This is a genomic window from Bacillus sp. EB106-07-01-XG149 (assembly GCF_058791555.1).
The window spans coordinates 41,855-63,923 of the sequence record NZ_JBYTDP010000013.1 but is presented as its reverse complement, the minus strand read 5'-3'; the positions used below and the strand labels follow the sequence as shown (position 1 = coordinate 63,923).

Sequence of the window (22,069 nt, the reverse complement as noted above, 5' to 3'; positions counted from 1 at the left end):
TTCACTTGATTTGTCTCTTGTTGTGGACTGTCTATAGTGTTTATAGTTTGTGAAAACTGCTTTTGTTCAGCTGTTTCAAACGTTTTATTTAGTATTTTTGGAGTACTGTCTTGTTGATGAAACTCTTGGTTGATATGCTCCGATAACTTAGAAGATTGCTTTTGCAATTTCACTTGATCTGACTCTTGTTGTGGACTGTCTATAGTGTTTATAGTTTGTGAAAACTGCTTTTGTTCAGCTGTTTCGTATTTCCTATCTACTACCTGTACCGCACTTTCTTGAGGTTGAAATTCTTGGCTGGTGTGCTGTGATAACTTGGAAGATTGTTTTCGGAACGTCCCTTGCCCCGTATCCTGTTGTGGACTTTCTATAGTACTTGTAGTTTGCGAATACTGTTTTTCCTCGGCTGTTTCGTATTTCCTATCTACTACCTGTACCGCACTTTCTTGTTGCTGAAATTCTTGATTACTGTGTTGCGATTGTTTAAATGATTCTTTTTGTAATTTCCCCTGATCTGTTTCTTGTTGCGGGCTTTCAATGACATTTTTAGTTTGCGAAATGTTTCTCTGCTCTGCTGTCTCAACATTTTTATCTAATTCTTTTATAGCACTCTCTTGTTGCCGAAAATTGCCATTTGATTTATCAGATGTTTTTTTCTTAATCAAGTTTCAGCAGCTCCCCTCATTACCCATTTGAGGTTTCCCTCAAATGCTTAATTTCCTCTGGTTTTGTTGTCATAACCGGATATAAGGAATTGTTTTTAGGGAACTTATCCTTAAATGGTAAAATGACACCTGAATAAACAATTAAACCTTCCCCTTCTTTAGAGTTAGTTATATAATTCGCTTGATAATCACTAATACCAAATTTATTTTGTAAAATTCTTCTATCACTTGTTGCTTGATTTAAAAGATAAACAAAGTCTGTATTATCAATGATTGTTTCAATCTTTGGACTAGATAATAAATCTTTAACGTTTTGCGTCATACCTGTTGGTATACCGCCCCATTTTCTAAACCTTTTCCAAAACTCCACACTATAATTTGCCGTTTGTTCTTCTGCTAAAAGTTTGTGGAATTCATCCATGTAATACCATGTCTTCTTATCTTGATTACGGTTTATTGTTACTTTGTTCCAAACATGATCTTGTAGTACCAACATGCCTAACTCTCGTAAGTTAGAACCCAATTCTTTAATATTGAAACAAATCAAACGATTATTAACATCAACAGATGTACGATGATTAAATACATCTAATGAACCATGAACATATAATTCTAATGCATCTGCTAACTCTCGCCCTTCAGCCCTATCGTTTTTAAGTAAAGCATTATATAAATCCTCTAAGATTGGTATGTTCTCTGGTATTGGTTCTTCAAGATAAGGACGATAAATAATACGAACACATTTATCTACAATTGTTTTTTGTTTTGCTGTTAGTCCCGATTTCCCCCCTGCAATTACTTGCATCATAGTAAGAACGAACTCCGTCTTGTAGGAAATTGGATTTTCTCCTTCTCCGTAATCTAATGAAATATCTAGCGGATTAATAAATTGCTTAGAATTTGCAGATATTTTAATTATTTCTCCGCCTAGCCTATAAACAAATGGGGTGTACTCAGCTTCTGGATCACAGATTAAAATATCATCTGTAGTTCTCAAGAAGGTATCTATTATTTCTCGTTTTGAAGAAAATGATTTCCCCGAACCAGGTGTACCCAAAACCAATCCATTTGGATTTTTAAGGGATTTTCGGCTAACCTGAATCAAGTTATTACTTAGAGTATTTAAACCGTAATATACAGGTTCATTTTCTTCTTGATACAATTCTATTGTTGTAAATGGTACGAATATGGCAGTAGATGAGGTTGTCAATCCACGCTCTAAATCTGTTTCAGTAATGTTGTCACCAAAAGGTAAAGCACTAATTAGGGCTTTTTCTTGCTGCAATTTCAGTTTTTTCAATGTACAATTTTGCTTTTGTGCGACAGAATTCAATCTGAAAATTGCATTATCCAAGCTTTTTCGATCATTTTCAAAGACTACAATAGTAAAGGTTAAATAGAAATATCTTTCATTTTCCCTTTGTAAGTCTCTTAAAATTTTTCTACTTTCTTCAACGTGCATATTTAAATCTGTCGGAAGAATATCCATGTCATAACCACTACGCAGAGCCTTTTTTTGTTCCTCGATTTTAATACTATCGAGGTCAGATGCTTTTGATTTAACCATTTTGACAGCCTGTTGTTGTCCAAGGCTACGAATATGCATACTAACAAGCATTTCGAGGTCTAAATCTAAAAAGTCTGCTAGAACTCGATCAGATAATTCTGTTGCTTCAATTTTCAAATGTAAAACAGATGCATGCTTATTATTTACCTTGAATTCATCTGCATAGGACTCAAAATCTATATTTTTAGGTGCAATCAAATCTTTAGTTGTTCCACCACTTAATTGTTCCTTTGATAAATTCTCTAATTCGATATAGTGTTTAGAATTACTATTTAATAGGTAATTAACAATTGATAATCGGTCAATACCATTTAATTCTTCTATTCCTACACCTAATGTTTTAAAGTGATCTTTAATATTTTCTTCGATACTTGCTAAACGTCTAACAGCATTATTATAGGTTTCATCTGTAATCGAAAAAACCAAGTACTTATTTCGAACAATACCGTTATTTCCTTTTTGTCTTTGTTCCTCTAAGAATGAAAAGTATTCTTCTTGCATTGTTTCGAAATCCTCAATGTTACTCATACTTTTGCTGTATTCCAGTACTTCTTCATTCTCTTCACCATTCATACGATAGTTGATAAAGCAGAATTGAATTTTAATAGTGTCATCAAATGAGTTTAGTAAAGTACTATATTGTGCGAAAATCCTTTGTTTTATTTCATCTTGTGATAATTGATACGATATATCCGAAAAACGAATCATTCTGTTATATTTTTTCTGTCCAACATGACAAACCCCATTGGGATACATTTTGTTGTAATTTAATGTATGTTGTGTAGTCTTTCTTATTAGCCGTTTTGAATCAACTAGTTTTTGCAACACTTGAAACAGATTTAGTTTTTCTAACCTTGCGTTTTTCATTCATCATATTCCTTTCTGCTGCAACTTTAACGTTTCTTTTTGATACTTTAAAGTATCTCTTTTGCGGATTCAGATATTTAAATTCTAAATACAGCTTAATCCACGTTTCAGCAGGCATACCATCTTTAGTGAAGATTGTAGCGAAGATCGCTGGGCATGCTGTAAAGAAAAGACCATATAAAGCAACATCCAAGCTAAAGCTTTTTAGTAAGAAAAATACTGGTAAACTTATCGCTAAAGCGATTGCAAATCCTATCAATTGCCTTTTTGTTAATCCTAAAAACAATTTAGATTTTATGGTCTTTAACTCTTTGGGAATAGATACAACGAAATTATTATTCATTCTTATCTAACCCCCTCCTAAGTTCATTAGGCATATCTTTCAGAAATCTGAATTCTTCCATAAAAAAGGCTCCTTGTAATGCCTTCTTACTTGGAAAAACGATTTTCATAAAGATAAACATAAATATAAATGTCCAAATAATAAGCAGTGTAATATCGAGCATACCTACTAAACCAACAACCTCTAAATCATCTGAAATAACTTTTGTTTCTGCATATTCCTTTAAACCGTCAGTGTTAGCAGCAATTAAGTTTATTTCAATTAATGTTACTATCCATGTCACGAGTGAAATAACACCAAATGTAATTAATAAAATTTTATGTTTCTTGATCCATAGTTTCATTTAAATTGCCCCCACTACAGATTTAGCAAGTGAATGTGTTCTTGTTAATGAGACTACTAGGATCGCCATAGAAACGAGCATTAACATTAATCCAAATAATCCATCTTGTTCAGCAGCCATTAAACCACTTGCTTTTTCGAGTAACCCAGCATATATGATTAGACACACTATCATAAAATATCCTTGAAGCATTAGAGCGAGTAAATTTTTAGCATATGCTTGCCCAATACTTCCAACCCAATCACGATTTAAAAATGTAGCGAATGGAATTGGAGCAACTGAAATGTAAAGCAAAATTGCAACCATACGACTCCAAGCTACTAAATAAATAATTATACACATTGCAAATGATGCGACTAAAGCTATAGCTGAAATAACCCACATTGATAAGGCAGCACCAACATCTCCCTTTTCCATTGAATTAAGAAGATTATCGGTTATAGTATCAGGTAATTTCAGTGCCGAGGCTGGAATATGATCTGTTATCCATTTACCAAGATCGAATACAGCAAGTGTTATATCAAAAGCGTTAGTCAACAATAAAATCATTGCACTTGTTTTAATGATTAAAAACATTAATTGTCCCGCATCAAAATCGTTACCACGATTTTTTTCTACAACTAATTGATATAGTTCATAACAAAATACATATGTTAAAATCAGTCCCGCAACGGGTAGTACGGCGGTGTCAGATATTAACCTAAGGTTATCAACAATTGTTTGTGAAAACTGTGTTGGCGTTTCCGAAACATTTGCTTGAACTGTATCAACGCTTTTTTGGAACAACCCGGTAATCCAACCAAGCATGAGTTTTATACCGCCATGGAACATATCAAAAATCGCTTCAAAAATAGCATCAACGATTGCACCCATTATCTGTCCACCTCGTTCAGTTCAAATCAATATAAACGAGTTTATTAGCACCGTCTATTTTTTGAACAAGTTTTAATTGCAAACTTTTGTTTTTGGCGTACTCATTCGGAATCGCTAACAAAATGTTTCCACTATCTTTTGTTGTTCTTCCCACCATATATGCAGTTGTAATATACGTTTGCTGATATTCTAAAAATTGATTCCCACTAGCTAATTCTTTATCACCTATCACAAGTCCTGAACCTTTATTTAATACAAATCCTTCAAGTGGACTACTTTTTGCTTTTTCGTTTATTTCCTGTTTCATATTAATGATTAGTAGTTTAAAATCATTTTTGAGGTTTAAATTTTTATTACTTACATAACTGTTATATCGATCTCGGAAATCAAGTTCAGATGATTCATCAAAATCTTTTATTTCTACACTAGTAATGGTGCGAGTGAATATAAACTTTTCCATCGCAATATCATAGTTACTATTTTTAAAAATATTGACAGGCAAGTTTACTGATTCATTCTTTTTGACAGTCTTTTTTGCTTGTGTCTGTTGTTGTTCTTTTACAACATTTTCACTTTGACTACTACAAGCTGACAACATTGAAGCTGATAACATTATAAATAAAGCTTTTTTTGTTAACTTCAGTTTTATTTTCCCCTTTCTCAATAAATTTTAGAATCATCATGCATTAACTTTGTGGAATTTTTCATTACAATATAATGTAGGAAGTGTAGTGTAAACATGGTGAGTACATCATAATGAATAGTGAACAGTGATTAATGATCTTTCTTTGCACTATACGAATTTGGTTCAAACAGATATTCAAGGGGTTCTTGCAGACACAGGCTAATGGCCTCCGCTCTCTTTGCATTTACTCCACTTTTGCCAACCTCGATTCCGTACAAAGTGTTCTCAGGCACTTTCGAAGATCGAGATACATCTTGAATAGTTAGGCCTTTAGATTCTCTAACCATTCTTAAAACTGTTGAACCTTCTTTTGGGATATTGACCAAGTTACCACCCCCTTAATTACATTCTATTGGATAAATCATCCAAAGTCAACGCTTAGTTCATTTTTTTTGAACGTTTAATTGATTTTTTTTAATAAGCTAGTAATGAATACTATTTGAAAGGTTGATTTACTTGGAAAACAATACTTTTGGCCAGAATCTTAGAAATTTAAGAAAACTAAAAAACATTAGATTACACGAATTAGGTAAAGAGTTAGACGTAACAGCAAGTGCAATATCTGCATGGGAGCTTGGAAAAAAAGAACCTAGCTTTGATATGTTAAAAAAAGTCGCAACCTATTTTATGGTTAGTACTGATTATTTACTAAATCATCAAGTTCTGAACAATGAAGAACAAAAAAGGGCAGTTGTTACGCAGCTGGCGGATAAGTTATACGAGAAAAGTCAGGATATTCCAGTATTCGAAGAGGAACTACTTTCTTATATTTCTTATTTGGATTTCAAAAAAAAGTCTGAACAAACAGCATTAGAAAACAATGAACAAGAAGATGAGAATCCAGAAAAAGATTCCTAAAACAATGTATAACTTAATTAAAAATTTATAGAAATAGAGCATCTGTTAAGATGCTCTCCCCTCTTTACTTTCTATATAATTTAGTACAGTTAATAGTTCATAATAAAATTCCATTGGATTATTTTGGTCATTTAACACTTCTTCTAGTAGAGCTTTAGTTATATTTTCCTTATTTCTTTCCCCTTCATTTGCTCGCATCATCTCTTTACATCCCTTCATATGTTTTCATCAACTCTCCATACTTATAAGTACACTTGCAAGTGCACTTATTATAAAGTGATTATTAAACTTTTATTATGATGTAATTTCTTGATGTTCATTAATCTTAAGGATTTAGCTCTTCTCTTTGTCTATATAGAAATTATATGACTTTCTATCATCGTTGTACAGAACATATATTCGTATATATATTGTGAAAAATTAGCATTCGGAATAAATACTCCCCTTTTTAAAAAATTTATTCCATCCCTAAAAAGTACAAAATGACACTGCAAACGCAGTGTCATTTTTTAAATATTATAGAATTATTAAAGTTTTATTCATAATCAACCACCGCCGACACCAGGGCCAGCATTCATATATTGTACAAACATAACAACAAGAGGACTAGATAAAATAGTATATGTAGTAATTTGAAGAGCCTTTTTAAATCTTCCCATTTTTGTCACCTCCTGTAAAGTTCTAATGCTATTATAACTTATCTTGAGGTAATTTTGCATAATATGGATTTTTCGTACGCAAAAACTCAAAGAGGGATTTTTTTAGCATTTCTCTATCTCCAGTTGCAATCCCCCAATAATACATCCAAAACGATGAAACATTAGGCGAGTTTTCTCGTATTTCTTTTAATATTTTAATTGCTTTCTCTTTATCTCCCTTTTGAATGTACAAGTACGCTACTTCCTCTGGATCTGTCGGATTAATTTTATCTAAGTTTACTTTCCAGTGAATGTGTAAAAAATCTAATGTATTTTTTACTTTTAAATATCTATATTTCATTTTTTCATTACATGGATTTTCAACACATTGTAAACTTCTTTCCAGAAAATGTTTTGATTTTTCAAAGTCAGTTAGTATATATGACTCCCCAATCAGCCCATAAGCAATAGCCTTTGTTAAAGGAAAATGATTTTTATCACTATTAATAATTTCTGCACATAGCTTTCTACACTCTTTCAGCTTATTATCCTTATGTAAACAAGAAGCTATCATTTCATTTTTCCGTAAGCATAATGTAAAGTGAAAATATTTGTTTGTCACCTCATTAATCAAAGGTTCAAGTCTCTTTGTGTATTCGTGTACTATCTCATATTCTTCTAAATCAAAAAAAGCATATATAAGAGCGAATTCTAACAAAACTTTGATCTCTCCACTCACTTTTTTTGTACTAGTGTTTCTAACTACACTTCGTACTTCTTGAAGATACTCTTCTTTAGACTTTTTTTCGGTATTTCGTAAATGTAATAACTCGTACACTCTACAAAAATCTCTAATTGATTTATTATCGGACGTTTTCCCCTTTTCGATTAAGGTTTTCAATAAATCTAATTCACCAGTCAAATTTGTATATTCTAACTCTAACGGGAGATTATTCTTTCGTTTCGTTGTATCGCAGAAATTATAAACTTCAGTTTTTATCAATTGATGATTATCAGGATATAATAAGTTAAGGATTCCTGTATATATAGAGAAGTCAAAATCTCTTTTCCCTGACAACATATCATTTATTGTTGAATGACTAGTATCAAACATATCGGCAAGTTTTCTGTTACTAATTCCCTTGGAATAAAGATCTTTATGGATTTTTTCTAAAATCATAAGTAATTTGCCCTCCTTAAATACACAGTCAACCTAAACATTTAAAAATCAGAATATTTAAATATCTTTTGATAAACTTTTGCCTATTAGTCCAATTATACACGAGATTAACCAAAGCTTTATCAATAAATAACAAATTTAGCAAGAAACTACATTTGATAAACTTTTGTCTGAATTTTCAGTATTTAATTGCAGGACTTTTTAGCAAAATATAATCTAACTGCGCACATAATATTTTCATTTTGTTGAAATTTCCAAAGAAAAAATATAAAATATATAACTAAGTAACAGACAATCTTGTGGTATAGTTGTTTTATAGAAAAAATTATAGAGACTTTTGGAATAAATTTCAATTTAAAATAAAAAAAAGCACAAAAAAAAACTCCACCCACAGTTTTTAATTGGTTCAAAGTTTGGCGACCGCGACCGATTAAAAACTCCCGTTAGTAGAGTTTTACTCACAAATATTAGTTATGAATAAATTATAACATAACTAATAATAATTTGTGAATAAAAAACTCGCTAATTTTCCGATATTCGGGTGGAAAAATTAGGGAGGTTTTTTTATGGTATCAAACTATGAAAATGTATCGGCTACTGATCTAGTTGATGGTATTCAAGTAAACACACAATTACCAAGAACAAATATGAATCTTTATAAAAAAATGACAAAGCAAAAGTTCCTCATGCATGGTCCAAAGTTTTTTAATGGACTCCTCAAACTTCTAAAAAGTGAAGATGAACTCAAAGAACTTCCAGCATCCGCATTAGCTGTATATGTTGGTATGCACTATATGGTAGATGATAATGGAGTATTACCAAGCGATTTTAAGATTACTCAAATTGCTGAAAAAATCCGTTTACCTTATACGACCGCACATACAGGCTTTGAAATCCTTTTACAGCGTGAACTCGTAAAAGAAGTATTTACAGAAGAAGGATTACCAATGTACGAGATTTGTTACTATGCGTTAAACAATCGTACAAAGAGTGAAGGTAATCCAGAATACAAAGGATTATCCTATTTCCGCATTCCAAACTCACTACTGGATACAAATATCTTACGTGAGTTAGTTAGACATCGTGACCGTAAAGGTATTTATTTATTACTAACACTATGCAACAACTTTACACACGAGCTCTACAAATATGATTATGAAGATGTACAACAATTCACTGTTGAAAGAACAATGGAAAATTTTAAAAAATATTTTAATAAGAACGCAAAAAAAGTACGAGAATATGCAGAGTTACTATCACCGATTTTTTCTTTTGTTCCTTTACATAAAAAGGTACGAGAAGCAAAAGAATCACGCATTACACGTATTCGTAAAGCTGTAAATCAAATTATAGTTCCTAAATTCAATATCCATATGGCTGCATCATGTGTAGTGGAAAATACTGATGCTGATGTAAAACAAAATGAAGCGAAAATGAGAAAAGAAGCGGTATCACGTTTGAAATTAATAGGCTATCCACTTACTAATAAAGATCGTAGGGATCTTGTAGTTACATTCCGAGATGAAATATCTAAGATTGCCTATTTATTAGAAAATAAGAATGCTAGAGCAAAATTAATGACTTATACAATGTCTTATGCGCTAGACGCATTAGAAAACTACGTGAATACTACAAATAAAAAAGTGAAGTCAATTGGTGCTTTTATACGTGAAAAATTACGTGAATCACTTCCATCATGGCGTTTAACACATTTAAGTGAGCACGACCGCTACGAATTGTTTATCGCATTTAGTAATAAAGAGTTTGATATTCCGCAATGGTTGTATATGGACTACAAACCAGATTTAAATACAGCTGTATAAGTTAAAAATTTTAAAAAATAAATACTTATTTTAGCTTTGTTCAAAAAAATTCAAGTGAACAAGGCTATTTGTCATGTAAATAAACGAAGATCGCAAGTTGTTCTGTATTCATAAATGAAAAACAGTAGGTTTTTAACTCGAAATCTACTGTTTTTTTATTTCCACGGATTACGATACTTCACTTGTGAATTTGTTAATATTATAAATTACAACTTGTGAATCACTGAATAATTGATTACTTTACTTGTGAATTGTGAGTTATACGTTATTTTAATTGTTGATTGTGAGTATTACATTTTAAGAATTATTAAATCTCTCAAACCCCTTGAGCCCCAAGGCTTCCAACGATTTTCATTTTACCTATATATATATTTGATTCTTTTATATATTTTTTTGATTACTTTATATATGTATTTGGAAATTTATACTTTAAATATGTGTTTTATACTTAAAAAATGAAAAAATAATAATAAATAGAATCTCTTCAAGAAATTTAGGGAATCTTGATATTCTTTGTAAATACACATGATTTTTTTAGGGAGGCTTGACTTCTTTTAGCGAAGTACAAGGGTTTTATTTTATTTCCTAGAATTGCTACAGCAACTCACGTAATCTTTAAATCTTATTTTAGGAGTTGATTGTATGAGTCAAGTTATTCACTTAGAACGTTTACAACGTCCATTAAACAGTTCGGACGTCGCAAACACACTCAACATACCTCCAAGTACATTACGGACGTATACAGGGCATTTCAGACGTCTAGGGCATCCGTTTGAAAAAAAGAATGGCCGTATAGTGTATACATTGCGTGATGTAGAACTATTTAAAGAAATGCTGAAGCTACATGAACAAGGTTTTGGAACAATTCGTGAATGTGTTTACAACGTTATAGACGTCCAAAACAACGTTGTAAACATTGAGGACACCAAGGACAACGTGGACAAACAAAACGAACAATGCAAACAAACCCAGGACACCTCTTTGCCAAATGAAACAGAAAGTGAGATAGCAAAGATCAAGGAAGAAATAACGGAATTGCGGAAATATGTTGATGAAAGTATAAAGAAGCGAGATGAATTATTGCTGCAAACATTACGGGAAGTATTAGAGTCAAAACAAAAGAAAAAGAAAAAGAAGTGGTGGCAATTCTGGAAGTAATTCCTCTACTGTTTAACTATGAAAAGCAGAGTTTTTAAATAAAGAGTCCTAGATAAAAAGTTTATTTAGGGCTCTTTATTTTTGAAGATGTATATTAAATTCTATTCCCCTCTCCAATTTTAATTTTCTACTTTTAATATGCAGTCTGCATTAGTATTTAAAAACTTACATTGTATTAAGCTCACGAAATACATTTTTTATACTATTTTCATAGATTACATACGTTACATATATATTTGAAAGGTATTTGAAATACGTTTTTAGTATGATTTATGAAATTGTAAATTATAATCATATAAAAAACATATAAAAATTATATGAAAAATATATAAAAAATGAACATTTTCTATTGAATATTCAGAATAAAATGTTTATAATGTAATTAAGATATAAAAAAGCTATAAAAAATATATAAAAGGTGGTTGTTAAATATGATGATGAGAACGGTCGCTGATATTGGAAATAGTGAATTGAAAATGATGATTAATGGTGAGTTAGTAAAATTGCCAAATGTAAATAAACGTATATTTGGTCGTGTGAAAAGTAAAGAAGGAAGTTTGCAACATAGTGTAATAAACTTAATGAATGACATTCATGTTCATGTAACAAGTAATGCTATTGAGCGTGACGGGAAATTTTATGTAGGATACCGTGCTGCACATTCAAATGGTAAACCAGATGCTCTTGATATTGAATTAGGAGATAAGCATAAACGAGATCTACCTGTAGTTAACGTTTTATCTGTTATGGCAAGTAAAGCGGTTCAAACAATTTATAACGAAGGGGAAGAACTACCAAAAAACATTTCAATTCCTGCATCACTTATCTTAGCAATTCCTGCATCCGAGTATGAACCATCTAAAGCTCGTTTTCTTGAAAGTCGATTTAAGGATAATGAACATGTTGTGATTGTGTATGTTGGAGAAGAAAAAGTAACAGTGCAAATTGCATTTGAGGTTGTAAAGGTAACTCGTGAAGGTGTTCCGGCCCTATATGCGATTTTCGAAGGGGATTTTGATATGTTCACGGACTTCTGTGAACTGTACGAATTAGAGAATATAGATGGTGGATACTTTAAAGATAAGAAAGTGTTACATTCTGATATTGGAGATGGTACGACCGAGTACATTTATTCTGATGGTTTGAACCCTGTTCCAGATGCATGTTGGGGGGAGAAAAGAGGGATTGGTCATGCAATAGAAGGAGCGATTAAATTGCTACAAGAAGAGTATGAAGGCGGTGTAGATATTAATCGCCAGCAATTTAGTGAGTTAGTAACAGATTCTGATGATAAAAAGCATGATAAAGCCGTAGGATTTTTAGAAGAAACTCGGTATATGCAAGCTCAAGACATTTATAATGATATTGAAAAATCATATATTTATAAAACAGCAAGTAAAGCTGAAGTCCTAGCAGTTTATGGCGGTGGAAGTATTGCATTAAAAGATGATTTATATAAAAAATTATTAGAGTTTTCTAAAGTAAATGATATTCAATTACTCTGGATTCCTGAAAAGTATGCAACAGAAATGAATGTTAAAGGAATGGAGATTTTAAGCGATAAATTATTGTCTAAGGTGAGTAAGAAATGAGTAAACCAAAACAGAGAGAACAATATAACTGGAATTTTAAAAAAGAAAAAAATTTAAAATTTCATGATTGGCTAGATGCACAATCTAACATATCAGAATCATTAATTACATTAGTTTTACATTTTGTCGATCAATATGGAATAAGTGATGTAACAGACTATGAAGTATCTAAACAAATGCAAAGAGATCTCTTCATGAAAGAAGAGTTTTATCAAGATATTTCTGCATTATTAGAAAAGGAAAATGTAAACAATGTTAAGCTGAATAATAACGTGTCAACTGTTAGTGAAGCTGTTCCGAAAGCGATTGTAAAGACTAATGAAAAAGTAAAGAACGAAGTGAACGTACCGAAAGAACAAAAAGAACCTGATTCAGTTGAAAAAAAAGATGATGATTATATAGAAAAACTTGATGAAAAAGCATTATTTGGTGGCTAATAAAAAAACAATAAAACCTCTTACTTATAAATTTTGAAGTAAGAGGTTTTTATATTTACTTGACGATAATATTTGAAAAATCTAGGGCCAGATAATATCATCTTTTTTATTGGCTCGGGCTGATCGCCCGAAGCCCAGGATAAATCAGAATATGTCCCATATTCTGATTTATCCGACATGTCCTGATTTATCCCCCAACTTCGTTAAGGGATAAATCGAACATGTCGGCTTCAATCAATCAGCCCGAGCCGTCCCGATACAACTTGAGTATGAAATACATCACATCATTTTAACTAGCGACAGCTGTTTCAGTCGTGTAGAGTTATTTCTGTCAACAGGGAGAAGCCCTGAAGACACAGAAAGAAAGGGAAACATAATGGGTAAGAAGGACGGTAAGCCCGAGCCGAACGATGTCGGCAGCAACATGAAGATTAAGATCTCGAAGGAGACCGCAAAGAAGATCCAGGACAAAAAGAAGTAAGAAAAAAACAAAAGAGGTAGGGGATAATTCCCCTACCTCTTTTTGAGTTGGTTCGGATAAATCCGAGGGATTTATCCGACATGTCCTGATTTATCCCCCCAACTTCGTTGAAGGGATAAATCGAACATGTCTCGGTTTCCGTTTAATCTCTCTACCCCATAATCTATTTCTTTTTTAGTTTCATAAATTCCTAAGATTAAAAATCCTCTTAAAGCACTCAGAACGGAGCGAGGAGCTTTTAAAAGATATAGCTTAGCAAAAGGATACTGTAAAAACAAAAAAACCCACCAAGGGACGACAGGAGGGTTTAAAATAATTTGAAATATAGTTTTGTTTAAATTCCCCTCAAAGTAGCACCTTTAATTTAAGGAATCTGCATAATTTTGTATTCACTCAGTACAGCCGTACTTATTAATACCTTTGTATTTCAAATTCAATAATAACCGCTTCTTGTTATTAAACATTTTGCATCTAAAATATGTTCTTTTAATATTTTTGAGTTTTTGATGCGAAAGCTCCAAGTGTTAAAAACATTAAAGTAAAAAAGACCACAAACTTAATGACTGCAAATGAAATTGTAATTGTAAACATCAATAGCTTTATAAATGCTCTAAGAATAAACTTTAAAATGCCCATAGATATTCGCTCCTTTATAATTCCATATCATGACTTTTTCTTTTTTGTTTCTTCCCTTTCTTCTCGTCATTCTCGTCATTCTCCTCTTCTGTTTCTTTGTTAGTTGAATTTTTTACTTTGTCCAAATCCCCAACAGTTTGAACAGAATTTTTTGTGTCGTCTATATCTATACGGTCAGGAGTTCCATCATTATCTAAATCCCGTTCTTTTGTTATTTCTTCATAACGAGTACGAATCATTGTATCTCTAGCTATTATTGTATCTAATGTACCAGCACCTAATTTGTTATCTATTTCTTTCAAGTCTAATGATTCAATACTTGTCAAAAACGACTCTTTATATTGTGCTTCAAACAAATCTTTAAAAGAGGTATATGTGATTGATTCAGTAGGAAGCATCCTTTCTTTATCTTCCAAATTAAATGAGGCAAATTCTATATTTCCATCATCTATTTCTTTGAAATCTTCAAGGAAACTTTTCTCGAATTCACATAAATTTTTATATGAAATTTCCTCTCTTTCTTTGTCCATAATTTTCATTCCTTTCTTTAATGATGTTAAAAAAACGATAGATAATAAATATACCTATCGTTTGACATATCTATCGACTAATGGATTGTTTCTTGTTCTTATCTTTTGATACTTCTTGTTCCTCTTTCTTGATTTTGACATCAAGTTTTTTAACGCTATCCATTGAAAATTCAAGTTTCTTTTCTTTAGGGGCATCCTTTTCTTTTTCAACTTCTTTTTCTTTTCCGTTTTCTTTAGCTATTTCTTTCTTCACATCTGCAAGAATACTTTGAAAATTATCGACATGAATTTTCCCTTTTTCTTTCTCTGTTGAATATGAAGCCGTAGTAACATTTTGATTAACGACCGCAGTCACTTTTTCGATTTGTTCAGGAGTGAAATTTTTCACCATATCTTGAAATTTATTCGACTCTCTATCCGAGCTTTTATCTGCAAAGTGATTATCTAATCCTTCAGACATAACTTTTGTATACTGAACCATTAATTTTTGTTCATCATTATTCAATGAATTTAACATATTTTTAACTTGATCTTTTTCAGCTTTAGCATTTGTTATAACTTGAGTTTTTTCTTTAATAGATTCATTTTTAACTTTTTTTAATAAGTCAGCAAACACATTGGCGTTAATTTTTCCATCTACAATTGCGCCTGGTTTAATGTCTGAAGCAATATGTTCAGAAGCTATCTTTTCAATTTTTTCAATTTCTTTTGGTGTGAAGTCTTTTTTCACTTCATTGTATTCATTCTCGCCAATTTTTCCAGCGACTAACCCAGCCTTTTGACCTAAGAGGTTTAGCTCTTTTTCATCCAAATTTGAAGCAAGTTCTTTCACCTTTTGTAAAGGTTTCTTTTCTCTTTCTTCAGTAACAATTTCTTTTACTTTCTCCAAAGGTTTTTCAGGAAGATTTTCTATTTCTACCGTATTTTCCTTAACAGATTCATTTTTAACTTCATTCAATAAATCATCAAATATATTTTCAATTTTTTCAGTTTGTTCTGGTGAGAAGTCTTTTTTCATTTCATTGTATTCATTTTCGCTAACTTCCCCAGCAACTAATCCAACTTTTTGTCCTAAAAGACTCTGCTCTTTTTCATCCAATTCAGCAACCTTTGTTCTTACTTTTTCCAAAGGTTTTTCAGAAAGGTTTTCTCTTTCTACGGTATTTTCTTTGTTAACATCAACATCTTGCTTATAACGATTTTCAAAAAGTTTTTCAACACGATTTACTTCTTGTGAGTATAAACCTCTTTTAACTTCATCAAGCTCTTCTAATTTTGCATAAAGAAGCTTTTCTTGTTTTGATAAACGATCGTAGTTAATATTATTTTCTTTTGGTTCTTTCGTTTGTGCGGTCGTAATTTCATCATAAATTGCTTTTACTTTTTCGGCTTGATCTGATGTTAAATCTTGACGTACTTCTTTCAAATCTTTTTCCACTGTCTTAACTTCTTCTTTTTCTAATACCGCACTCTTTCTTTCAACGATATTTTTTAATGCTTTTTCAATTACGTTAGCTTGTGCTGCTGAAAAGAAGAAAGAGTAATCTTCTTTACCGTTTCTCACTACAGAAAAATCCACGCCTAATTTTTTCAACTCTTTTTGATAATCGTTTAACTGTTGCTTTGTTAAATTTTCATCAAGAGCAACTATCCCACCATTTTTTTCATGCTTTTTCATGAGATCACTAATTTTTTGCTTTCCAACTTTAGTTTTATCATCAAATACAAAATCTTTTGGTTGTTGTTCTTTACCCTCAAGTAACTTTGATAATGCTTCTAAAAGACGTAATAAAGTTTGTTCTGATATTTTCAAAGACTGTGCAACAACTTCGAGTGCTACCTGCGTATGTTCATCTACAGCAACCATTTTCAGACCAACCCCTTTATAAATTATTTAACTAAATTATACCATATTTTGGCTAGTAATGATATAATTTTCAGAAAGAAATATTAAGGTTTTAGTAAAGGGCAAGCTACGGGAGTGTGACCACACTCCCCAAAAACGGTGTTTTTGACTTGGTAGGAGATTCCTACGACCTTTACAAATATAAATAAGCGATTTTTTACAAAATCACTTATATATTTGTTGTCGCTGCGCTCGAATTTTTTTAAGAAAGAAAGGAGTTTTTTTAATGCCAAGAATTAAAACAGATTTGAAAATATCGTTATCAAATGAGGATAAAGAATTTATAAAAAATAAAGCAAATGAGTTAGGTTATAGAACTGTATCTGCATTTTTAATTGATAGTGCAAAAACGTATTTTAAACTTGAAGTTGATATGAAAGCTTATAGAGATTTAACTAAAGAAATAAACTATATTGGTAAGAATATAAATAGCTTAATTAGAAGGATCAATACCGACGGAATTTACACGGACAGTGATATTGATTTTCTAAGAGTAAATCAGAAGAAAATTATAAATAGAATTAATACTGAATATGACCGATTAATTGATATGAAAACCAAGTTTAATAGCGATAGCTTGAGTAAAAAACAAAAAGAAAAATTAATACAATCGTTAACTGAAAATCAAATACAGATACCCAAAAAAATAGCACTAGAAGAAGTGTATGAAAAGATAAAAGAAGATTTCATTTATATCATAGAATGTATAGAAAACTCACCTGAACAAGATGAAGAAGTAACAGAATATGTTTGGCAATATTTATATGGAGATACGCTTTTTAAGTTAGATGATAATCAAATAATTGAATTGGCCGATAGCATTTTTATATTTGCACAGAAATTAAAGTTTAAGTTAGCCAAACTTGATAATGTTTTTGAAGATGATGATTGGTTTGAATTAAAAGATATATTAGATGAATATGAAATTTATTAAGTAGGGATTGATTACAATGTCTATTGTTAAAATACAAAAAGTCAAAGATTTAAAAGCTGTCATTAATTACAGTATGCAAGATCATAAAACTAGCGAGGAATTGGTTACATCTTATGAGTGTTCTATAGAAACGATAGATAGGGATTTTAAAAGTGTTTTAGTTGACTACAATGAAAAGAATAATAGTAATAAAAATCTAAGTGCAAGAATGATAATTCAATCATTTGACAGTGATGATAATTTAACACCAGAACAAGTTCATCAATACGGAGTGGAATTTGCTGATAATTATCTGAAAGGGAATCATCAATATACAGTAATTACACATACAGAAACAGATAATTTGCATAATCATATTATTTTTAATGATATTGATTTTAATAAATTAAAAATGTTCGATTCAAAACGTGTAAACACTTTAGACAGATTACGAGAAGAAAATGATAAGATCTCCGAAAAGTATGGTTTGTCAATCATTGAAAAAGGACAAAAGGGAAGGAAAAAGTATTTAGCTTTTAACGAGTATGTAGCTAGATCAAAGAACAAATCATTCAAAGGGAATTTAGAAAATGTAATTGATAAAAACATATCGAAAGCGAATTCATTTGATGAATTTTTAAGTTTAATGCAAAAAGAAGGATATGAACCTAAACAGGGCAAATATTTATCATTTATGAATCCGAAATCAGGGAAATTTATGCGAACTAAAACAATGGGATTTAATTACCTTGAATCCTCTATCAAATATAGAATAGAAAACAAAGGTTATTCACCAATCAAATCAAGTATAATCAACAGAAAATGGATTGATAAGTCACAGGAGAAATTTAAAAATAACAAAGGGCTTCAAAGGTGGGCCACTAAGCAAAACATTAATTACTTAAATGAATTAAGCTCAAAGCTATATAAACTTAATGTTTTTCTTACGGAACTTGAGGAAATTGAAGCAAATAAGGAAGCGTTAATTGACAGCTTTGAAAAGCAACTTTTAGGTATTGATAATGAAATTTTTAGATTAAATAAAATGAAGGGCTGTTTCCGTACTTATAAAAAGAGTCATCCTTTAATCGTTGCTTATAAAAAAGCTGAAAATAAAAAGGCATTTAAACAAGAACGTTATCACGAATTTAAAGAGTATGATGTTGCAAAACGTGATATGAACTATCTTAAAAAGAATTATGGCATAACGGATGAATCGGAATTACATTATAAGTTGTCATTACTGACAAAAGAACGAAATTTATTGTATGGAAGTTTAGGAAAAGAAAAAGAAGTGGAAGCGAATAGACAAGAACAACAAAGACAGCAGCAACAGCAACAACAACAACGTAAAAAAGAAAATGAAAGATAAAAATTTATAGCGCCTCAAAAAAACGATGTTGTATAGTTCTTTATGAATGGAATAAATAAATTCAAGAGTTGGGAGGTGGAACGTTTTTGTCATACATATGGAATGAGATCTTAACGGCTCGTGAGGCGAGTATAAAACTTGGTAAAAACCCTAAATATATATATTTTTTATGGAAGAGGCATTCGGATATTTTATTGAAGGGTAGCGTGAAAATGATAGGTAGGGAGCTACTGATTACAAGAGAAGGATATGAGTACTTAAAAATATTAGTAAAAAAGATGAATGACCTTGTTATTAATTTTACTAATATCAAGGTCACTATAAAGCAAAATAACACTTCTAAAACTTCAAGAAGATTAACTGAATTTCAGTTAATCTTCTTTTACTAATATTTTTAAGTGAAATACAGCTACAGCTTTATACGAATTGTGGGCTTTTGTTCTTTAAGAACCACATGAGGAAGTTTTTTATTTGGAGAAGATTTTGTTTCAAATAGATGAACTAGATCAGTAACATTTGGAGATTGCACAATACGTAACACATTCGTCTCAATATTGTAGCGTGTATCTGTTATAAATAAAATGATTGGAAATAGTTTTTTATCTTTCTTTTGCCATTCAAACTCTTTCCAGGCTTCAGAATAATAAAACGTTTCATACCTAACGATTTTTTCTTTCATTACCTTCTCTGAATAGACGTTTCTTTGTATTTCAATAAAAAATGGAGTTCTTTTAAAAATACAAAATAAGTCGGGTTCAATAGTCCCTTTTTCAGCGAACTTCGGTTCTACAAGTACATGACTCGGTTCATCATATTTTTTCATTTCGATAAAAGTATCTGCAATGGCTAAAAAATGTAATATCTTCTGACTATTTTCTTTTATTTTAGAGTCCACAGGGGCATATACAAATGGCTGAAAGCTTTTGAATGCTTTTATATACCTACGGTCCTGTAATCGCTTTAGAACTAAATTACAAGTGCTAACAGGCTTTTTTAAATGAGAAAAGTGTAATCCTATAATTTGATCTCTACTTAACATACGAAAACGATATAGATCATTCACAATGGCTTTATCTCGTTTATTCATAATGTTTCCTCATCCCCCAACATTCCAAAAATTGATTCGTCCTCATCAATTTTATTTCCAATGCTATGACAGTCTTCATCTTGTGTATTTTTAAAATTCTTTAGAATTACCTTCGTTTTATCTTCAGATAAAAACGGAGCCTGTATGGTTTCTAAAGTATCGAAATTAAGTATCATACGTCCTTTGGCTGTTTTAGGAATTTTTTCTGCACCAGGGCAATCCATGACATTTGCATTTATTGCATTTTTACAACGAAATCCCATAGTCACATTTAAATTATTTTTTATTTTCCCATCAATTACTTTTGAATCTGGCCGTTGCATGGAAAGAATAAGAAATACACCGTTTGTTCGGCCGATTGAACTAATCTCTTCTACAATATCTGTTATAGCTTTTTTATGCTGCAACAAAGGGTATTCATCAATACACATTACAAGGTAAGGAAGTTTTTTAGGTAATTGATCTATGTGCGAATATCCATGTTGATTAAGAACTTCACCTCTTCTTTCCATTTCTTTTTTTAATTTTACTAACACAGGGTAAAGAGAATCCGCTGTATACGTAGTACTTTTTACATGCTGTACCTTTTGAAATAGATGAAATTCGGATTTTTTTAAATCGCATAAGTAAAGGTGTAATTGTTGAGGGGTTTTATGCTGAATTAGAGTTGCTAAAATCGAGCGTATTTGTGTACTTTTTCCGCTACCTGTAGTTCCAGCAATTAATAAGTGAGGGTGTTCTACCATATCATAAATGGTGTATTGATTGAATTTGTTTATACCGCATACAACCGGTAATTTTTCGTTTTTTAGAGGGAAAGCATGATAGTCATATAAAACATTTTGTATTTCATTAGGGAAAATACGTATCACAAATTTTAAAGTGCCTGCTTCTAGTTCTGCACGATCACTCAGATATTGTTTAAATACATATTCCTTTCTTTTAACATCTTCAGGATTCATACCACGAGGAATTGTAAATACAATTTCTGCATAGTCCATAATTTTTATGCTACGTATCTCAGGATAAATATGCACTTTTAAATCCGTAAATTTGTCTTTCTGGACTAAAAATAATTGTGCTGAATGAAAAGCTTTTGTCGTTTTGACTTTAATTATTTGAACAATTTCTTTTTCCTCTTTTTGTTCCTGGTAATGTTGCCATAAATTTTTTAATTGAGTAAGCAATTTTACTTCCTCCTTTTAACAATGATGAGGCAATTTAAATTTTTTTCGTTTTTGTGTATAAAAGGTTTGGTAATTGGGCATGATGGGCTTCCCTCGGCCTACGGTCCTCGTCGCCCATAAACAATCTTATTCTTTCTTAATATTGCTAGGTTTGGACGGTTGAAACATAGGTAATGCTACATAAGTAAGTACTGATGTAAATACCCAACTAATTTTTTTGATTGCTACATGTAAATAACTTATGTAGGAGTTATGTAATTAGTGCCTATCCGAATTGTTTAATGATAAATGATTAGGAGAAGAGGTGAGACAGATATGATTGGTTTTTTGATTGTAATAGTGGCTGCAATATTCTTTTATGTTCTAGCTAACATGATTGGAAAAAGCTCTTATGATCCTGAAAGTGATATAAAAAGAAAACAGTGTGCGAACAATTTAGAACGAAAAGTGTATGACCATTTACGTTATATGGGCCTTTCGCCTACTGTACAAGAGAAGGTTGGAAAATATAGATTAGACTTTGCTATATACGGGAACAACGGAAAAAAACTGTGTATAGAAGTTGATGGTTATACATTTCATAACACCCCTGAAGCCAAGCGGAAAGATGCTATTCGGGATGCTTATTTAAAGAAATTAGGATGGGAAGTTTTTCGAATTAGTGATCGTCAGCTAAAAAAAGATTTAAATGCGTGTATGCGAAGAATTGAAGCAAAACTTTATGACTTAGATCTACTTCCTGAAGGACACCCGAGTATGCAACTAAAGTTGCAACCTAAAAATGAGTAGCTAAAGGCTTCTCATTTTTTATAAATATAAAATTTCACGTATCGTAATTGGAATAAAAGTAGGTCAAATATTTCCAACGAAGCAAGTACACTTACAAGTATAATTGCAAGTATAATTGTGAAAGTGGTATTTTTCTGAC

At 31.2% G+C, this 22,069-nt stretch carries 21 protein-coding genes and 1 pseudogene; 8 read left to right on the top strand and 14 right to left on the bottom strand.

All coding sequences use genetic code 11. The features are described 5' to 3' along the window. From AC3WTA_RS27525 to AC3WTA_RS27495, 7 genes and pseudogenes are all read right to left on the bottom strand, one after another. Nucleotides 1-665: pseudogene (locus AC3WTA_RS27525) on the bottom strand (hypothetical protein); the annotation flags it as partial. 19 nt (nt 666-684) lie between these two features. After that, nucleotides 685-3,099 (bottom strand): VirB4-like conjugal transfer ATPase, CD1110 family, encoded by a 2,415-nt coding sequence (locus AC3WTA_RS27520; RefSeq protein ID WP_492333139.1) that lies wholly within the window; start codon nt 3,097-3,099, stop codon nt 685-687. Beyond that, complete coding sequence (locus AC3WTA_RS27515) at nt 3,041-3,442, bottom strand: PrgI family protein (protein WP_492333138.1); 402 nt, start codon at nt 3,440-3,442, stop codon at nt 3,041-3,043. The genes AC3WTA_RS27520 and AC3WTA_RS27515 overlap by 59 nt, the downstream gene beginning before the upstream one ends. Continuing rightward, the gene (locus tag AC3WTA_RS27510; protein WP_492333137.1) at nt 3,435-3,785 is read right to left on the bottom strand and encodes a hypothetical protein; all 351 of its coding nucleotides are present in this window, start codon (nt 3,783-3,785) and stop codon (nt 3,435-3,437) included. The genes AC3WTA_RS27515 and AC3WTA_RS27510 overlap by 8 nt, the downstream gene beginning before the upstream one ends. Beyond that, on the bottom strand, nt 3,786-4,658 hold the full coding sequence (locus AC3WTA_RS27505; protein WP_346724879.1) for a VirB6/TrbL-like conjugal transfer protein, CD1112 family: 873 nt from the start codon (nt 4,656-4,658) through the stop codon (nt 3,786-3,788). A 16-nt stretch (nt 4,659-4,674) separates the two neighbouring features. Then, the gene (locus AC3WTA_RS27500) at nt 4,675-5,271 is read right to left on the bottom strand and encodes a hypothetical protein (RefSeq protein ID WP_492333136.1); all 597 of its coding nucleotides are present in this window, start codon (nt 5,269-5,271) and stop codon (nt 4,675-4,677) included. Between the two features lie 161 nt (nt 5,272-5,432). Then, nucleotides 5,433-5,669, bottom strand: coding sequence for a helix-turn-helix domain-containing protein (locus tag AC3WTA_RS27495; protein WP_492333135.1), 237 nt, complete (start codon nt 5,667-5,669; stop codon nt 5,433-5,435). A 130-nt stretch (nt 5,670-5,799) separates the two neighbouring features. On the opposite strand from AC3WTA_RS27495, the gene AC3WTA_RS27490 reads away from it, so the two are divergent. Beyond that, nucleotides 5,800-6,201 (top strand): helix-turn-helix domain-containing protein, encoded by a 402-nt coding sequence (locus tag AC3WTA_RS27490; RefSeq protein ID WP_492333134.1) that lies wholly within the window; start codon nt 5,800-5,802, stop codon nt 6,199-6,201. Between the two features lie 45 nt (nt 6,202-6,246). Here the strand turns inward: AC3WTA_RS27490 and AC3WTA_RS27485 are convergent, their stop codons facing one another. Further along, complete coding sequence (locus AC3WTA_RS27485; protein ID WP_180226291.1) at nt 6,247-6,402, bottom strand: hypothetical protein; 156 nt, start codon at nt 6,400-6,402, stop codon at nt 6,247-6,249. Nucleotides 6,403-6,891: 489 nt separating this feature from the next. Next, the gene (locus AC3WTA_RS27480) at nt 6,892-8,019 is read right to left on the bottom strand and encodes an AimR family lysis-lysogeny pheromone receptor (protein ID WP_492333133.1); all 1,128 of its coding nucleotides are present in this window, start codon (nt 8,017-8,019) and stop codon (nt 6,892-6,894) included. A 566-nt stretch (nt 8,020-8,585) separates the two neighbouring features. Between AC3WTA_RS27480 and AC3WTA_RS27475 the strand changes: the two genes are divergently transcribed. The 4 genes from AC3WTA_RS27475 to AC3WTA_RS27460 all read left to right on the top strand — a co-directional run bounded on the left by AC3WTA_RS27475 (nt 8,586) and on the right by AC3WTA_RS27460 (nt 13,029). Then, complete coding sequence (locus tag AC3WTA_RS27475) at nt 8,586-9,842, top strand: hypothetical protein (RefSeq protein WP_492333132.1); 1,257 nt, start codon at nt 8,586-8,588, stop codon at nt 9,840-9,842. 642 nt (nt 9,843-10,484) lie between these two features. Beyond that, nucleotides 10,485-11,000 carry a MerR family transcriptional regulator gene (locus AC3WTA_RS27470; RefSeq protein ID WP_492333131.1) on the top strand — a complete coding sequence of 172 codons (516 nt, stop codon included), beginning with the start codon at nt 10,485-10,487 and terminating at the stop codon, nt 10,998-11,000. 431 nt (nt 11,001-11,431) lie between these two features. After that, on the top strand, nt 11,432-12,592 hold the full coding sequence (locus tag AC3WTA_RS27465; RefSeq protein WP_492333130.1) for a ParM/StbA family protein: 1,161 nt from the start codon (nt 11,432-11,434) through the stop codon (nt 12,590-12,592). After that, nucleotides 12,589-13,029 carry a hypothetical protein gene (locus AC3WTA_RS27460; RefSeq protein ID WP_346724868.1) on the top strand — a complete coding sequence of 147 codons (441 nt, stop codon included), beginning with the start codon at nt 12,589-12,591 and terminating at the stop codon, nt 13,027-13,029. Before AC3WTA_RS27465 ends, AC3WTA_RS27460 begins: the two co-directional genes overlap by 4 nt. Nucleotides 13,030-13,996: 967 nt before the next feature. On the opposite strand, the gene AC3WTA_RS27455 is transcribed toward AC3WTA_RS27460, so the two are convergent. The 3 genes from AC3WTA_RS27455 to AC3WTA_RS27445 form a co-directional block, all read right to left on the bottom strand. Continuing rightward, nucleotides 13,997-14,146, bottom strand: a complete 150-nt coding sequence (locus AC3WTA_RS27455; RefSeq protein ID WP_492333129.1) for a hypothetical protein — start codon at nt 14,144-14,146, stop codon at nt 13,997-13,999. Nucleotides 14,147-14,160: 14 nt separating this feature from the next. Next, nucleotides 14,161-14,676 carry a hypothetical protein gene (locus AC3WTA_RS27450; RefSeq protein WP_492333128.1) on the bottom strand — a complete coding sequence of 172 codons (516 nt, stop codon included), beginning with the start codon at nt 14,674-14,676 and terminating at the stop codon, nt 14,161-14,163. A gap of 70 nt (nt 14,677-14,746) precedes the next feature. Further along, the gene (locus tag AC3WTA_RS27445) at nt 14,747-16,543 is read right to left on the bottom strand and encodes a DUF3801 domain-containing protein (RefSeq protein WP_492333127.1); all 1,797 of its coding nucleotides are present in this window, start codon (nt 16,541-16,543) and stop codon (nt 14,747-14,749) included. Between the two features lie 265 nt (nt 16,544-16,808). Here AC3WTA_RS27445 and AC3WTA_RS27440 point away from each other — a divergent pair, with 265 nt between their 5' ends. Both AC3WTA_RS27440 and AC3WTA_RS27435 read left to right on the top strand, forming a co-directional pair. Beyond that, nucleotides 16,809-17,516, top strand: coding sequence for a hypothetical protein (locus AC3WTA_RS27440; protein WP_492333126.1), 708 nt, complete (start codon nt 16,809-16,811; stop codon nt 17,514-17,516). Nucleotides 17,517-17,532: 16 nt separating this feature from the next. Beyond that, a complete protein-coding gene (locus tag AC3WTA_RS27435) occupies nt 17,533-18,867 on the top strand; it encodes a relaxase/mobilization nuclease domain-containing protein (protein WP_492333125.1) in 1,335 nt (444 codons plus the stop codon). A gap of 409 nt (nt 18,868-19,276) precedes the next feature. Here AC3WTA_RS27435 and AC3WTA_RS27430 read toward each other — a convergent pair whose 3' ends face one another. Both AC3WTA_RS27430 and AC3WTA_RS27425 read right to left on the bottom strand, forming a co-directional pair. Then, nucleotides 19,277-19,954 (bottom strand): replication-relaxation family protein, encoded by a 678-nt coding sequence (locus AC3WTA_RS27430; RefSeq protein WP_492333124.1) that lies wholly within the window; start codon nt 19,952-19,954, stop codon nt 19,277-19,279. Then, nucleotides 19,951-21,141, bottom strand: a complete 1,191-nt coding sequence (locus AC3WTA_RS27425; RefSeq protein WP_492333123.1) for an FtsK/SpoIIIE domain-containing protein — start codon at nt 21,139-21,141, stop codon at nt 19,951-19,953. Before AC3WTA_RS27425 ends, AC3WTA_RS27430 begins: the two co-directional genes overlap by 4 nt. Before the next feature lie 315 nt (nt 21,142-21,456). Here AC3WTA_RS27425 and AC3WTA_RS27420 point away from each other — a divergent pair, with 315 nt between their 5' ends. Further along, the gene (locus AC3WTA_RS27420; RefSeq protein ID WP_346724860.1) at nt 21,457-21,930 is read left to right on the top strand and encodes an endonuclease domain-containing protein; all 474 of its coding nucleotides are present in this window, start codon (nt 21,457-21,459) and stop codon (nt 21,928-21,930) included. Nucleotides 21,931-22,069 lie beyond the last annotated feature (139 nt).

Excerpts from the sequence above, each read along its gene's own strand:
- AC3WTA_RS27520 (WP_492333139.1), bottom strand. The coding sequence starts at position 3,099 with ATGAAAAACGCAAGGTTAGAAAAACTAAATCTGTTTCAAGTGTTGCAA.
- AC3WTA_RS27515 (WP_492333138.1), bottom strand. The coding sequence starts at position 3,442 with ATGAATAATAATTTCGTTGTATCTATTCCCAAAGAGTTAAAGACCATA.
- AC3WTA_RS27510 (WP_492333137.1), bottom strand. The coding sequence starts at position 3,785 with ATGAAACTATGGATCAAGAAACATAAAATTTTATTAATTACATTTGGT.
- AC3WTA_RS27505 (WP_346724879.1), bottom strand. The coding sequence starts at position 4,658 with ATGGGTGCAATCGTTGATGCTATTTTTGAAGCGATTTTTGATATGTTC.
- AC3WTA_RS27500 (WP_492333136.1), bottom strand. The coding sequence starts at position 5,271 with ATGTTATCAGCTTCAATGTTGTCAGCTTGTAGTAGTCAAAGTGAAAAT.
- AC3WTA_RS27485 (WP_180226291.1), bottom strand. The coding sequence starts at position 6,402 with ATGATGCGAGCAAATGAAGGGGAAAGAAATAAGGAAAATATAACTAAA.
- AC3WTA_RS27480 (WP_492333133.1), bottom strand. The coding sequence starts at position 8,019 with ATGATTTTAGAAAAAATCCATAAAGATCTTTATTCCAAGGGAATTAGT.
- AC3WTA_RS27475 (WP_492333132.1), top strand. The coding sequence starts at position 8,586 with ATGGTATCAAACTATGAAAATGTATCGGCTACTGATCTAGTTGATGGT.
- AC3WTA_RS27470 (WP_492333131.1), top strand. The coding sequence starts at position 10,485 with ATGAGTCAAGTTATTCACTTAGAACGTTTACAACGTCCATTAAACAGT.
- AC3WTA_RS27465 (WP_492333130.1), top strand. The coding sequence starts at position 11,432 with ATGATGATGAGAACGGTCGCTGATATTGGAAATAGTGAATTGAAAATG.
- AC3WTA_RS27460 (WP_346724868.1), top strand. The coding sequence starts at position 12,589 with ATGAGTAAACCAAAACAGAGAGAACAATATAACTGGAATTTTAAAAAA.
- AC3WTA_RS27455 (WP_492333129.1), bottom strand. The coding sequence starts at position 14,146 with ATGGGCATTTTAAAGTTTATTCTTAGAGCATTTATAAAGCTATTGATG.
- AC3WTA_RS27450 (WP_492333128.1), bottom strand. The coding sequence starts at position 14,676 with ATGGACAAAGAAAGAGAGGAAATTTCATATAAAAATTTATGTGAATTC.
- AC3WTA_RS27445 (WP_492333127.1), bottom strand. The coding sequence starts at position 16,543 with ATGGTTGCTGTAGATGAACATACGCAGGTAGCACTCGAAGTTGTTGCA.
- AC3WTA_RS27440 (WP_492333126.1), top strand. The coding sequence starts at position 16,809 with ATGCCAAGAATTAAAACAGATTTGAAAATATCGTTATCAAATGAGGAT.
- AC3WTA_RS27435 (WP_492333125.1), top strand. The coding sequence starts at position 17,533 with ATGTCTATTGTTAAAATACAAAAAGTCAAAGATTTAAAAGCTGTCATT.
- AC3WTA_RS27430 (WP_492333124.1), bottom strand. The coding sequence starts at position 19,954 with ATGAATAAACGAGATAAAGCCATTGTGAATGATCTATATCGTTTTCGT.
- AC3WTA_RS27420 (WP_346724860.1), top strand. The coding sequence starts at position 21,457 with ATGATTGGTTTTTTGATTGTAATAGTGGCTGCAATATTCTTTTATGTT.